Below are 12826 nucleotides of genomic sequence, written 5' to 3'. Positions count from 1 at the left end.
GGCGCTCAGAACTTGCGGTATTTCAGGTAGGCCTCCTGCGGGTCGGTGCCCGCGAGGATGGCGGTGCGCACGAGGTTCTCGCGGCCCATCATGTGCTCGGCCTCGGCAATGATGGACTCGGCCTGCGCGAGCGGCAGGCGGATCACGCCATCGGTGTCGGCCAGCAGCAGGTCGCCCGGGTTCACCGTGACCTCGCCGATGCGCACCGGCACCTCCATCGCCTCGGGCAGCCAGTAGCCCACGATGTCGCGCGGCGTGAAGTAGCGGTGCCACACCTGGAAGCCCTGCCGGATGATGAATTCGGCGTCGCGCACGCCGCCGTCGGCGATCACGCCCAGCACGCCTTTGCGGCCCAGCGTCTCGGCCGAGAGTTCGCCCATGTGCGAGACGGTCGAGTCGTTCGGCTGGATCACCGCGATGTGGCCCGGCCTGGCGCGCGAGAGAAAGCCGGTCCACGCCATCAGCGTCTCGTGCGGATCGGCCGCGGGGTCGACGCGGCCGTTCACCGTGAAGGCCGGCCCGCAGAGTTTTTGGCCGGGGATCAGCGGACGCAGCGTGGGCGGCAGCGTGAAGTCGCGCAGCCCTGCGGCGCGCATCACGTCATGAAGGACGCCGGTGTAGCAGGCCTGCAGGCGGGTGAGCAGGGAGGCCGGCGGCGTGTCGGGAGTCTGGGCCATGTGTGAATCCTGTTTTCTTTATAAAAACACTTTTCACGAATGAGATTAACGATCGGGCCGCTGGTAAAGGCTGGGGTTTGCGCGAGTTCGCGGGTAACCACTGAGTCAGGAGTCGGCGAATAGGGGTTGTGACGGGGGCGGCGATGCACCCGGCTCGCGTATATTTGATTTCATCAGTGAAATGCATATTTCACATGTACGCAGCAACTCCCAACCAAAGGACCTCCCAGTGACTTCACGCGTTCAAGGAAAGAACATCCTCGTTACCGCAGCCGGCAAGGGCATCGGACGCGCCAGCGCGCTGGCGCTGGCCCGCGAAGGCGGCACCGTGTGGGCCACCGACGTGGACACGGCGGCGCTGGCCGAGCTCGCCGAGCTGGCCCGCGAAGAGCGCCTGGCAAGCCTGAAGACCGCCGCGCTAGACGTGCGCGACACCGCCGCGGTGCAGGCCTTCGCCCAGGCCACGGGGCGGCTGGACGTGCTCTTCAACTGCGCCGGCTACGTACACGCCGGCAACATCCTGGCCTGCGAGGAGGCGGACTGGGACTTCAGCATGGATCTCAACGCGAAGTCCATGTACCGCACCATCCGCGCCTTCCTGCCCGCCATGCTGGAGCGCGGCGGCTCGATCATCAACATGGCCTCGGCTGCCTCCAGCGTGAAGGGCGTGCCCAACCGCTTCGTCTACGGCGCCTCCAAGGCAGCGGTCATCGGGCTGACCAAGGCGGTGGCGGCCGACTTCATCCAGCAGGGCGTGCGCTGCAACGCCATCTGCCCGGGCACTGTCGAGTCGCCCTCGCTGCGCGACCGCATCGCGGCCCAGGCAGAGCAGGCCGGCACCGACGAGGCCGCGGTGCGCGCCGCCTTCGTGGCGCGCCAGCCGCTGGGGCGCGTCGGCAAGCCGGAGGAGATCGCCGCGCTGGTGGTGTATTTGGCTTCCGACGAGTCGGCCTTCACTACCGGTGCGATCCATATGATCGACGGTGGATGGTCGAACTGAACGGGGAAAGATGAAGCGAGCAGCAACGGCGCCGGAAGAAGAGCAGCAAGGGCCGCAAGGGCAGGACGGCCTCGAGGAGGCCGTGACGGAAGGCGAGGGCGCGCTGCGCTACGCCGCACCGGCCCTGGAGAAGGGGCTGGACATCCTGGAGGCGCTGGCCGACAGCCCCTCCGGCTACACGCTCAACGAGCTCGCCCAGAAGGTCGGGCGCAAGGTCAGCGAGATCTTCCGCATGGCGGTGACGCTGCAGCGCCGCGGCTTCGTGCAGGTCGACGAGAACGACCGCTACACGCTCACGCTGCGCATGTTCGAGCTGGCGCACCGCCAGCAGCCGCTCAAGAGCCTGGTGAGCGCGGCGCTGCCGCTGCTGCGCGAGCTGGCCAACCGCGCGCGGCAGTCGTGCCATCTCGCCATGTACCAGGGCGGGCGCGTGGTGGTCATCGCGCAGGTCGAGAGCCCGGAGCGCTGGTCCTTCGGGCTGAAGGTGGGTGTGGTGATGGGGCTGACCGACACTTCCTCGGGCCACGTGCTGCTGGCCTTCCGCGACGAGATCGACCGGGCCCGCATGCTGCGCGCCCACATCGGCGTGGAGGGCGAGCTCGACATGGACCCCGGCCAGCTCTTCTCCATCCTGCAGGAGGTGCGCGAGCGCGGCTACTCGGCCATGCCGAGCAAGCAGACGCGCGGCATCACCAACATCGCGTTCCCGGTGATGGGCGCGGCCGACCATGCGATCGCGTCGATCAACGTGCCGTACATCGAGCGCATCGACCAGAAGTCGGCGCCCGACGTCACGCAGGTGCGCGAGATCGTGGGCAACATCGCCGCGCGCCTTTCGGCGCTGATGGGCGCCAGCGGCTACAACGACAACGAATAGCGGGGCTCAGTTCGGGTCGGGAGCTTCGTCGAGCGGGGAGGGCGCCTCGCTCTTGTGTGCGGCGATGTCGCGCACGTTCTTCTGCACCGCCACCGCGCCGAACAGGCTCAGCAGGAAGGCCATCGCGTAGAAGCCTTTTTCGCTGGAAGCGAGCGTGGCGTTGAAGAGGCCGATGGCCAGCAGGGCCACCGACAGCAGCAGCGAGACCCAGCACAGGCCGTAGTAGATGCCGGTGACGGAGATGCCCTCGAGGCGGTCGCGTACGGTCTTCTGCAGCGACACGGCGGAGAAGAGGCCGTACATCAGCACGGTGAAGTAGTAGCCCTTCTCGTTGAGCTGCATCGAGGCGTTCCACAGCCCGATCAGGTAGACGACGGCGCCGATGAAAAGCGCGGCCCAGGAAGCGGCGACGAATGCCGCGGTCGGTTTCTGGAATCTGACGGCCATGGGATTCTCCTCGTATGGTTTGCGCGCGATTATGGTGGAGCGGCGCCGGTGGCATGATCCGCGCCGGGCCGGCGTCTGCGCAGCAGAAGCAATCGCACGAGGCGGCCGTCAGCATCAACAACAATGGAGGAGTCTTCCCATATGTCGTCGTCGACCGACCCCGCGGCCCAGCAGTCGCTCGTGCGCACCGGTGCCAAGGCCGGGCTGTCCTTCGCCGGTTCAGTGATCAAGGGCGGCCTGCTCGGCGTCTTCCTGGGCGGCGGTGTTTTTTTCTTCTACCTGAGCCAGCTGCAGGGGCCGGGCAACGTGGCTGCGCGCGCGGGTGGAGTCGGCGCAGTGCTCGCTCTCGTCACCTCGCCTCCGCTGCTGGTGGCGCTGCTGCTGCTGTTCTTCGTGGTCGTCTACGTGGCGCTGGGTGTGCAGCAAGGGCGTGCTCGTGCGATGCAGCACCTGGTGGCGGCACGCGGCGAGGCTGTGTCGCAACGGCTGGGCGGCGCGATTGCGAGCCGCATCGAGGCCATGCCGAAGGCGCACGGCGCCTTGCATCGCGTGGCCGACTGGCTGTCGGTCGACGCGCTGAGCAAGCAGCTCGCGCCGGTGCTGGGCGAAGGCAAGGCGGTGCGCACGGTCGTGGCTTTCGTGATCGACAGGCTGCCGCTGAGCGAGATGCTGGCCGAATGGCAGCGCAGCCGCGCGGAGAGCGGAAATGAACTGGTGGCGGGCGAGGGCGGTTCGGCACCGCAGGACCCGGCACTGCGCGCGCTGCTCACGCGGCGCATCCACGAGACGCTTCAGGACATGGCCGCGCCCTCGCGCAAGCCGCTGTACATCGCACTGGGCGCGCACGCGGCCCTGCTGGGCGTGGGGCTCTGGCTGGTGAGCTGACCGGCCGGAAGGCCGGTGCGAGGCGTGGGGCTCAGAGCCCCAGCATCAGCTTCAGGTTCTGCACCGCGGCGCCGCTGGCGCCCTTGCCGAGGTTGTCGAGGCGGGCGATCACCACGGCATGGCGATGGTCCTCGTTCGGGAACACGCGGATCTCGAGCTTGTTGGTGTCGTTGAGCGCCAGCGCCTCGAGCTTGCCGTCTTCGGTAGGCGGCAGCACCTTCACGAACTGCTCGGGCGTGTTGCTGCGCGCGTAGTGCGCGGCCAGCGCGTCCTGCAGGTCGCCGGCCTTGGGCTTGCCCGGCAGCAGGTCGAGGTGCAGCGGCAACTGCACCAGCATGCCCTGCTTGAAATTGCCCACCGACGGGATGAAGACCGGCCGGCGCGTGAGGCCGGTGTAGGTCATGATTTCGGGGATGTGCTTGTGCTTCAGGCCCAGCGCGTAGATCTCGAAGGCCGGGGCTTCGCCCTTCTCGTAGGCCTCGATCATGGTGCGGCCGCCGCCCGAGTAGCCGCTCACCGAAGGCAGCGAGATGGGGAAGTCGGCCGGCAGGATGCCCGCGTCGACCAGCGGGCGGACCATGGCGATCGCGCCGGTGGCGTAGCAGCCGGGGTTGCCCACGCGCTCGGCCTTGGCGACGGCCTGCCAGTGGCCTTCGGTGAGTTCGGGAAAGCCGAACACCCAGCCCGGGGCGATGCGGTGCGCCGTGGAGGCGTCGATGATCTTGGGCTTGGCGCCGGGCAGCTGGTCGATCAGCGCGACCGACTCGCGCGCGGCGTCGTCGTGCAGGCACAGCACCACCAGGTCGACGCCGGCCATCAGTTCGCGCTTGGCGGCGGTGTCCTTTCGCAGCTCGGGGGCGATGCTCACGAGTTCGACCTGCGGCATCGCCTGCAGACGTTCGCGGATCTGGAGGCCGGTGGTGCCGGCTTCGCCGTCGATGAAAACCTTGGCCATGGTGGAAGTGCCCCTGGGTAGCTGAAAGAGAAGTACGGTAGGTACGTATTGCCCGCAACCACACTCACAGTATTGGTGCGGCGCACCATGATACAGTCCGCGGTTGTTCGCCGCCCCCAGCCGTCAGGCTGCCGTCGCCCGCGGACAACAGAGCATAGACCCTCTCCAGCCCAGATCTCCCGATTTCTCAACTTCCTCCTTCCGAGAGACATCCCTCATGAAGATTCACGAGTACCAAGGCAAGGAAATCCTTGCCAAGTTCGGCGTGCCGGTGCCGCGCGGCATCCCGGCCTACACGGTCCAGGAGGCGGTTGAAGCCGCCCAGAAGCTTGGAGGCCCGGTCTGGGTCGTCAAGGCCCAGATCCACGCGGGTGGCCGCGGCAAGGGCGGCGGCGTCAAGGTCGCCAAGTCCATCGAGGACGTCAAGAAGCTCGCCGGCGAGATCCTGGGCATGCAGCTCAAGACCCACCAGACCGGCCCCGAAGGCCAGAAGGTCCGCCGCCTGTACATCGAGGACGGCGCCGACATCCAGAAGGAATACTACGTCTCGGCCGTGACCGACCGCGCCACCCAGAAGGTGGCCTTCATCGCTTCGAGCGAAGGCGGCATGGACATCGAGGAAGTGGCCCACTCCTCGCCCGAGAAGATCATCACCGTGTTCGCCGACCCGGCCCAGGGCCTGACCGACGAACAGGCCAAGCAGATCGCCGACGGCATCGGCATCCCGGCCGACTCCACCGCCCAGGCCGTGGACATCTTCAAGAAGCTCTACACCTGCTACATGGAGACGGACGCCTCGCTGGTCGAGATCAACCCGCTCAACCGTGACAGCAAGGGCAACATCATCGCCCTGGACGCCAAGTTCAACTTCGACAGCAACGCGCTGTTCCGCCACCCCGAGATCGTCGCCCTGCGCGACCTCGACGAGGAAGACGCGGCCGAAGTGGAAGCCTCGAAGTTCGACCTCGCCTACATCTCGCTGGACGGCAACATCGGCTGCCTGGTGAACGGTGCCGGCCTGGCCATGGCCACCATGGACACCATCAAGCTGTTCGGCGGCGAGCCGGCCAACTTCCTGGACGTGGGCGGCGGCGCCACCCCCGAGAAGGTCACCGAGGCCTTCAAGATCATGCTGAAGAACAAGAACGTGGAAGCCATCCTCGTGAACATCTTCGGCGGCATCATGAAGTGCGACACCATCGCCACCGGCGTGATCGCAGCCTGCAAGGCCGTGAACCTGCAAGTGCCGCTGGTCGTGCGCATGAAGGGCACCAACGAAGTCGAAGGCAAGAAGCTGCTGGCCGAATCGGGCCTGCCGATCATCAGCGCCGACACCATGGCGGAAGCGGCCCAGAAGGTCGTGGCAGCAGTCAAGAAGGCCTAAGGAACCAGTCATGTCGATCTACATCAACAAAGACACCAAAGTCATCACGCAGGGCATCACCGGCAAGACCGGCCAGTTCCACACCGAGAAGTGCCAGGAATACGCGAACGGCAAGAACGCCTTCGTGGCCGGCGTGAACCCGAAGAAGGCCGGCGAGTCGATCTTCAACATCCCGATCTTCGGCTCGGTCAAGGAAGCCGCCCAGCAGACGGGCGCCACCGTCTCGGTGATCTACGTGCCGCCGGCAGGCGCCGCGGCCGCCATCTGGGAAGCGGTGGAAGCCGACCTCGACATGGCGATCTGCATCACCGAAGGCATTCCGGTGCGCGACATGCTCGAAGTGCGCAACAAGATGAAGGCCAAGGAAGCCGCCGGCGGCAAGAAGACGCTGCTGCTGGGCCCCAACTGCCCCGGCCTGATCACGCCCGACGAGATCAAGATCGGCATCATGCCCGGCCACATCCACCGCAAGGGCCGCATCGGCGTGGTCTCGCGCTCCGGCACGCTGACCTACGAAGCAGTGGCTCAACTGACGGAAATCGGCCTGGGCCAATCGTCGGCTGTCGGCATTGGCGGCGACCCGATCAACGGCCTGAAGCACATCGACGTGATGAAGGCCTTCAACGACGATCCGGACACCGACGCCGTCATCATGATCGGCGAGATCGGCGGCCCCGACGAGGCCGACGCTGCCCGCTGGTGCAAGGACAACATGAAGAAGCCGGTCGTCGGCTTCATCGCCGGTGTCACCGCCCCTCCCGGCAAGCGCATGGGCCACGCCGGCGCGCTGATCTCGGGCGGCGCCGACACGGCCGAAGCCAAGCTGTCCATCATGGAAGAATGCGGCTTCACCGTGACGCGCAACTTCTCGGAACTGGCCAAGCTGCTCAAGGCCAAGCTGTAAAGAGACGGCTCCGCGACACCGGCCGCAGAGCCGGGTCATGAGAGGACCACGCAGAAACAAAAAAGCGCCCGCACTGGATTGCGGGCGCTTTTTTCAATAAAACACAGTGGGATCAGAGACATGGAATTTCTTCAAAGCACAGATTTCTGGATAGGTCTGCTCAAGATCATCTGGATCAACATCATCCTGTCGGGGGACAACGCGGTGGTGATCGCCATGGCGGCGCGCTCGCTGCCGCCCGCCCAACAGAAAAAGGCCGTGCTCTTCGGCTCGGGCGCGGCCGTGGTGCTGCGGATCGTGCTCACGGTGGTGGCGGCCAAGCTGCTCGCCCTGCCCTACCTGCAGATCATCGGCGGCATGCTGCTGCTGTGGATCGGCCTGCAGCTGCTGGGCGAGGAAGACGAGGGCGACGGCGAATCCAAGGAGTACGGCAGCATGATGGCCGCCGTGCGCACCATCCTGCTGGCCGACCTGGTGATGAGCCTGGACAACGTGATCGCCGTGGCGGCCGCGGCACAAGGCAGCATGGTGTTGCTGATTCTTGGCCTGGCGATCAGTATTCCCTTGGTGATTTTCGGCAGCACGCTCATGATCAAGCTCATGGAACGTTTCCCGATCATCGTGATGCTGGGCGCCGCGCTGATCGGCTGGGTCGGCGGCGAAACCATCGTGCAGGACGCCATCCTGCGCGACACGCTGGCGGCCAACCCCTGGCTGCACTACGCGGCCGCGGCTGCCGGTGCCGTTTTCGTGGTGGCCGTCGGCCGTCTCCTGCAACGGCGTGCGCACGCCGCTGCACAACACTGAGCCCAAGAGAGATCGGCGCTGACAGACCATGGCGAGTGTCGGCGTCTCCCTTTTCTCCACTCGCCCTCCGCTGACCTGGGAATTCGCCTTCCTGACAGACGTCGGGCGGACGCGCTCCCACAACGAGGACGCGGTGCACGTCGACCCCGCCCTCGGCCTGGCCCTGCTGGCCGATGGCATGGGCGGCTACAAGGGCGGCGAGGTGGCCAGCGCCATGGCCGTGTCGCTGTTGCACGGCAGCTTCGGGCGCTGGTTCGCCCACGCCGGCATGCAGGCGCCGGCCCGCGTGGTCCGGCGGGCGCTGCAGGCCGCCACCGACGAGGCCAACGGCGCAATCCTGCATGAAGGCACCACCAACCCCGAGCTGCAGGGCATGGGAACGACCCTGGTGCTGGCGGCGTTCCGGCCGCAGCGGGTGGTGGTCGGCCACATCGGCGACTCGCGCTGCTACCGCCTGCGCAACGGCAAGCTGGAACTGCTCACCCGCGACCATTCCCTGCGCCAGCAGCAGCTTGACGCCGGCGCCATCACCGCCGAGGAGGCGCTGAATTCGCCCACCCGCAACCTCGTGACGCGCGCCGTCGGCGTGGAGGCCCAAGTCTTGCTGGAAATGCACGAACACAGCGCAAGACCCGGCGATCTCTATATGCTTTGCTCCGACGGGCTCAGCGAGATGGTTTCGGATGAGCAGCTTTTCACGCTTCTAGGACACGATGTCGGGCTTCAGAAAAAAGCATCACTTTTGGTTGCGGCAGCCAATGACAATGGCGGACGGGACAACATCTCCGTTGTCCTGGCCAGCGCGAGCGTTGCGGAAACGCCGCGCTCGGGCAGCTAGCAGGTTCCGCAGGCAGCGGCCCTGCGGCCTGCCTGCCGTCGTCATTCATGCTTTGGATTCGGGGAGTCGGCAATGCCGAAGATGATCATTTCGGTCGATGGCGTTGTCATCGGGCAGGTTGCGCTCGCCAAGGAGCGCACGACGCTGGGACGCCGTGCCTACAACGACATCGTGATCGACAATCTGGCGGTCAGCGGCGAGCACGCCGTGCTGCACATGACTGGCGGCGAAGTCGAAATTGAAGATCTCAACAGCACCAACGGCACCTACGTCAACGCGCTCGCCGTCCAGCGGCAGGCGCTCAAGGACAACGATGTCATCGAGGTCGGAGGCTGCCGCATCCATTTCCGCGCGCGCAGCAACCTCGACACCGGTGCCGGCTCGATCCGCACCGCCTCGGGCGAATACCCGTCGGGCGCGATGCCGCTGTCTTCGGCTCCCACGGAATCCGGCGCGCTGGTCGAGCTCGGCATTCCGGTGCTGCGCGTGCTCTCCGGCGCCAACGAAGGGCAGGACGTGGGCTTGCAGAAGGTGGTCACCACCGTCGGCAAGCCCGGCGTTGCCGTGGCGGTGGTCACTCGCCGGCGCCAGGGCTACGTGGCGGCGGGTGTCGAAGGCAACGTCACGCTCAACGGCCTGCAGCTGGGGGCCGAGGCCGTCGCGCTGCAGGAGCGCGACGTGCTCGAGCTGGGCGATGCCACGCGCATGCAGTTCGTGCGCATCTGAGGCGCTTTCCCTCTTGGCTCGCCGCGGCCGCGCCTTCACGGACCGGGCGCCGTGAGAGAAGAACTGCGGCGGCACTGGCCGCGCATTGCGATCACGCTGCTGCCGGTGCTGCTGGCGCTGGCGCATGCCACCGGCGCCTGGCGGCTGACCGCTCTTGAACGTCTTGACCAGCTGATCTACGACGTCCGCCTGCGTGCCACCATGCCGGGCACGCCCGATGCGCGGGTGGTGATCGTCGACGTCGACGATGCCAGCCTCGCACGGCAGGGCCAGTGGCCCTGGGCGCGAGACAAGATAGCGCGCCTGACCACCGAGCTGATGACTCGCCAGCAGGCGGCCGTGCTCGGCTTCGACGTCATGTTCCTCGAGCCCGACCGCAGTTCGGGCCTCGACAGGCTGAGGGAAATCATGGGTGGTCCGCTGGGCAAGGTGCCCGGCCTGGCCGCCGAGGTCGAGCGGCTGGCGCCCTCGCTCGATCACGATGCCACGCTCGCTGCCGCGCTGAGCGGCCGGCGCGTGGCGCTGGGCTACTACTTCACGCGCACGGAAGCGCCGAGCGCCAAGGGGCAGCTGCCTGCGGCGCCCCTGCTGCCGGCCGGTGCTTTCCCTCAGGGCGGTACCTACGCCACGGGCTGGAACGGCTTCGGCGCCAGCCTGCCCGAGCTGGCGAAGGCGGCGCCGGTCGCGGGCTTCCTGAACACGCTGGTCGGCATCAACGGCGATGGCGTCATCCGCAGCGTGCCGCTCATCGCCCGCTACGACGGAGACAAGGCGCAGCCGGGCTACTACGAGTCGCTGGGGCTTGCGGTCTACCGCCTCGCGAACGGATCGCCGCCGGTGCAGCCGGCCTTCGCGCCGGGCGGCGGCAATGCGCCCCAGCTCGAATCGCTGAGGGTAGGGCGGCTGCGCATTCCGGTCGACGGCACGGGCAGCATGCAGGTGCCGTTTCGCGGCCAGGGCGGCGCGGACGGCGGATCGTTCCGCTACGTGCCGGCCGCCGACGTGCTCGAAGGCAGACTCGCGCCAGGCGAGCTGAAAGACAGGATCGTGCTCGTGGGCGCCACCGCGCCGGGGCTGCAGGACCTACGCGCCACGCCGGTCGAAGCCGCGTTCCCGGGCGTGGAAGTGCACGCGAACATCGTCTCCGCGCTGCTCGACCGGCGCCTGCTGAGCGTGCCCGACTACGCGCCGGGCTACGAGGTGCTGCTCGTCGCCCTGACCGGCCTCCTGCTGGCCTTCGGGATGTCTCTGCTGTCAGCGCCGCGCGCCCTGCTGCTCGCCGCCGGCGCGATCGCGGCGCTGATCGGGCTGAACGTGTGGCTCTACGTGGGTTACAGCCTCGTGCTGCCGCTGGCGTCTGTGCTGGCGATGGCGGCCCTGGCCTTCGCGTTCAACATGAGCTGGGGCTACTTCGTCGAATCGCGCGCGCGGCGCGGCCTGGTGCGGCTCTTCGGCACCTACGTGCCGCCCCAGCTCGTCAACGAAATGATGGAGCACCCCGGCCGCTACAGCATGCGCGCCGAGAGCAAGCCCATGACCGTGATGTTCTGCGACATGCGCGACTTCACGCGCCTGTCGGAACAGATGGCGCCGGCCGAGCTGCAGGCCTTTCTCAACACCGTCTTCAGCCGGCTCACCAACGTCATCAGCGCCCACCGCGGCACCGTCGACAAGTACATGGGCGACTGCGTCATGGCCTTCTGGGGCGCGCCCATCGATACGCCCGACCACGCCACGCTCGCCGTGCGGGCCGCGCTCGACATGGCCGATGCCGTGCACGACATCAACCGCCTCCATCGCGCCAGCGGCCGGCCCGAGATCAGCGTAGGCATCGGCATCAACAGCGGCGTTATGAGCGTGGGCGACATGGGATCGACCGCGCGGCGCAGCTATACCGTGGTCGGCGATGCGGTCAACCTCGCGTCTCGCCTCGAGGGCCTGAGCGGACACTACGGCGTTGAAGTGGTCGCGAGCGGCGCGACGCGCGAGCTGGCGCCGGGCTTCGTCTGGCAGGAGCTCGACAGCGTGCGGGTCAAGGGAAAAGCACAGGCCGTTGCCGTTTTTACGCCCTTGTCCGCAAGCACGCCCGAAGCGCAGCAGCAAACGCGGCAACTGCTCGAACGCTGGGGCGAAGTGCTGGCTGCATACCGTCGCCAGGACTGGGCCATGGGCCGAAACTTGCTGGCTCCCCTGCTCGCCGCGGATGCGAAAAAAGTCCTTTACCAGCTCTACGCCCAGCGTTTAGCCTCGATGGCGTTGCGACCGCAAGACCCGAACTGGGACGGCGCGACCCGGTTCGAGACCAAATGACGACAGACACATAAAAGGGGTCTTTCACAATGCAGGTTCGTGTGCTGGGTTGCTCGGGCGCCATAGCCAAAGACTGCCGCACCACCTCGTTCCTGGTCGACACGGACCTGCTCGTCGATGCAGGCACCGGTGTCGGAGACCTCACGCTCGATGAAATGGCCTGCATCGACGACGTCGTGCTCACGCACAGCCACCTCGACCACATCGCAGCGCTCCCCCTGATGCTCGACGCCATCGGCAGCCGCCGCACGCAGCCGTTGCGCGTGCACGCGCTGCGGGACACCATCGACGCGCTGCGCACGCACGTGTTCAACAACGTCATCTGGCCGGACTTCGAAAGCATTCCCAGCCAGGAGGCGCCCTTCGTGAGCTTTCACGACATCGCGGTGGGCCAGCAGCTGCCGCTGGGCAGCCGCAAGCCCAAGATGGTCGAAGTGCTGCCCGCGTTCCACACCGTGCCGGCCTGCGGCTTCGCCGTGCGAAGGGCCGAGGGCGGCGCCCACTGGGTGTTCAGCGGAGACACCGAGCGCAACGCGCCCTTCTGGGAGCGCGTGAACGAGCTCGAGGTGGCGATGCTCGTGATCGAAACGGCATTCAGCAGCCGCGAGCAGGCTCTGGCCGAGCGCAGCCTGCACCTGTCGCCCGCCGTTCTGGCCGGTGAACTCGCCCACATCGCGCCGGGCAAGCAGTACCCGATCTACATCACCCACACCAAGCCCGCCGAGACCGACGAGATCATGAGCCAGATTGAAGCCTTGGTGACCGAGCACGCGGCAGGCATGGGGCAGCGGGACATTCGCTGGCTGAAGGTGGATGGTGTCCTGACTTTCTGACCGCCGGTCAGTGGGGCGCACTGGCATGACAAATTTGTCACGAAGTGTCGCATCTTGAGGCAAGTTGTGTCACGTGGTGTAACGCCAAAGTGGCTCCAGGTGACGTGTTCGGTCGGTGGGAGGGCCTGGAGACGGGTGGCACGGATGCTGCGGAAGGTACCTCGCTCCGGGCAGGTTCCCGGG

At 67.0% G+C, this 12826-nt stretch carries 13 protein-coding genes; 10 read left to right on the top strand and 3 right to left on the bottom strand.

The annotated features are described in order from the left end of the window. Positions 1-5 precede the first annotated feature (5 nt). Complete coding sequence (locus tag ABL843_RS30730; protein WP_418118487.1) at positions 6-677, bottom strand: RraA family protein; 672 nt, start codon at positions 675-677, stop codon at positions 6-8. A 229-nt stretch (positions 678-906) separates the two neighbouring features. On the opposite strand from ABL843_RS30730, the gene ABL843_RS30725 reads away from it, so the two are divergent. After that, positions 907-1677, top strand: coding sequence for an SDR family oxidoreductase (locus tag ABL843_RS30725; protein WP_418118486.1), 771 nt, complete (start codon positions 907-909; stop codon positions 1675-1677). 10 nt (positions 1678-1687) lie between these two features. Next, complete coding sequence (locus ABL843_RS30720; RefSeq protein ID WP_184639294.1) at positions 1688-2554, top strand: IclR family transcriptional regulator; 867 nt, start codon at positions 1688-1690, stop codon at positions 2552-2554. 6 nt (positions 2555-2560) lie between these two features. On the opposite strand, the gene yiaA is transcribed toward ABL843_RS30720, so the two are convergent. Continuing rightward, complete coding sequence (yiaA, locus tag ABL843_RS30715; RefSeq protein WP_184639296.1) at positions 2561-3001, bottom strand: inner membrane protein YiaA; 441 nt, start codon at positions 2999-3001, stop codon at positions 2561-2563. A gap of 141 nt (positions 3002-3142) precedes the next feature. On the opposite strand from yiaA, the gene ABL843_RS30710 reads away from it, so the two are divergent. Further along, positions 3143-3886 carry a hypothetical protein gene (locus tag ABL843_RS30710; protein ID WP_418118485.1) on the top strand — a complete coding sequence of 248 codons (744 nt, stop codon included), beginning with the start codon at positions 3143-3145 and terminating at the stop codon, positions 3884-3886. Positions 3887-3917: 31 nt separating this feature from the next. Here ABL843_RS30710 and argC read toward each other — a convergent pair whose 3' ends face one another. Beyond that, positions 3918-4841, bottom strand: a complete 924-nt coding sequence (argC, locus tag ABL843_RS30705) for an N-acetyl-gamma-glutamyl-phosphate reductase (RefSeq protein WP_184639300.1) — start codon at positions 4839-4841, stop codon at positions 3918-3920. A gap of 217 nt (positions 4842-5058) precedes the next feature. Here argC and sucC point away from each other — a divergent pair, with 217 nt between their 5' ends. The 7 genes from sucC (at position 5059) to ABL843_RS30670 (ending at position 12643) form a co-directional block, all read left to right on the top strand. After that, complete coding sequence (sucC, locus tag ABL843_RS30700; protein ID WP_019653821.1) at positions 5059-6225, top strand: ADP-forming succinate--CoA ligase subunit beta; 1167 nt, start codon at positions 5059-5061, stop codon at positions 6223-6225. A gap of 10 nt (positions 6226-6235) precedes the next feature. Then, on the top strand, positions 6236-7129 hold the full coding sequence (gene sucD / locus ABL843_RS30695) for a succinate--CoA ligase subunit alpha (RefSeq protein WP_126021035.1): 894 nt from the start codon (positions 6236-6238) through the stop codon (positions 7127-7129). Between the two features lie 120 nt (positions 7130-7249). Beyond that, on the top strand, positions 7250-7936 hold the full coding sequence (locus tag ABL843_RS30690) for a TerC family protein (RefSeq protein ID WP_126021036.1): 687 nt from the start codon (positions 7250-7252) through the stop codon (positions 7934-7936). 28 nt (positions 7937-7964) lie between these two features. Further along, positions 7965-8774 carry a Stp1/IreP family PP2C-type Ser/Thr phosphatase gene (locus ABL843_RS30685; RefSeq protein WP_126021037.1) on the top strand — a complete coding sequence of 270 codons (810 nt, stop codon included), beginning with the start codon at positions 7965-7967 and terminating at the stop codon, positions 8772-8774. A 72-nt stretch (positions 8775-8846) separates the two neighbouring features. After that, positions 8847-9500: an FHA domain-containing protein gene (locus ABL843_RS30680; RefSeq protein WP_126021038.1), complete on the top strand. Its 654-nt coding sequence runs from the start codon at positions 8847-8849 to the stop codon at positions 9498-9500. A 51-nt stretch (positions 9501-9551) separates the two neighbouring features. Beyond that, the gene (locus ABL843_RS30675; protein ID WP_418118484.1) at positions 9552-11810 is read left to right on the top strand and encodes a CHASE2 domain-containing protein; all 2259 of its coding nucleotides are present in this window, start codon (positions 9552-9554) and stop codon (positions 11808-11810) included. A gap of 29 nt (positions 11811-11839) precedes the next feature. Further along, complete coding sequence (locus ABL843_RS30670) at positions 11840-12643, top strand: 3',5'-cyclic-nucleotide phosphodiesterase (RefSeq protein ID WP_418118483.1); 804 nt, start codon at positions 11840-11842, stop codon at positions 12641-12643. Positions 12644-12826 lie beyond the last annotated feature (183 nt).

The sequence above is a fragment of the Variovorax sp. 350MFTsu5.1 genome (assembly GCF_048302515.1).
GTDB classification, from domain to species: Bacteria; Pseudomonadota; Gammaproteobacteria; order Burkholderiales; family Burkholderiaceae_C; genus Variovorax; species Variovorax guangxiensis.
The sequence above is the reverse complement of the archived record's forward strand: the minus strand, read 5'-3'. Positions and strand labels throughout refer to the sequence as shown.

Bases quoted from the DNA above. Each gene is read 5' to 3' on its own strand.
- sucD (WP_126021035.1), top strand. From the start codon at position 6,236: ATGTCGATCTACATCAACAAAGACACCAAAGTCATCACGCAGGGCATC.
- argC (WP_184639300.1), bottom strand. From the start codon at position 4,841: ATGGCCAAGGTTTTCATCGACGGCGAAGCCGGCACCACCGGCCTCCAG.
- ABL843_RS30720 (WP_184639294.1), top strand. From the start codon at position 1,688: ATGAAGCGAGCAGCAACGGCGCCGGAAGAAGAGCAGCAAGGGCCGCAA.
- ABL843_RS30670 (WP_418118483.1), top strand. From the start codon at position 11,840: ATGCAGGTTCGTGTGCTGGGTTGCTCGGGCGCCATAGCCAAAGACTGC.
- ABL843_RS30685 (WP_126021037.1), top strand. From the start codon at position 7,965: ATGGCGAGTGTCGGCGTCTCCCTTTTCTCCACTCGCCCTCCGCTGACC.
- ABL843_RS30730 (WP_418118487.1), bottom strand. From the start codon at position 677: ATGGCCCAGACTCCCGACACGCCGCCGGCCTCCCTGCTCACCCGCCTG.
- ABL843_RS30680 (WP_126021038.1), top strand. From the start codon at position 8,847: ATGCCGAAGATGATCATTTCGGTCGATGGCGTTGTCATCGGGCAGGTT.
- yiaA (WP_184639296.1), bottom strand. From the start codon at position 3,001: ATGGCCGTCAGATTCCAGAAACCGACCGCGGCATTCGTCGCCGCTTCC.
- ABL843_RS30690 (WP_126021036.1), top strand. From the start codon at position 7,250: ATGGAATTTCTTCAAAGCACAGATTTCTGGATAGGTCTGCTCAAGATC.
- sucC (WP_019653821.1), top strand. From the start codon at position 5,059: ATGAAGATTCACGAGTACCAAGGCAAGGAAATCCTTGCCAAGTTCGGC.
- ABL843_RS30710 (WP_418118485.1), top strand. From the start codon at position 3,143: ATGTCGTCGTCGACCGACCCCGCGGCCCAGCAGTCGCTCGTGCGCACC.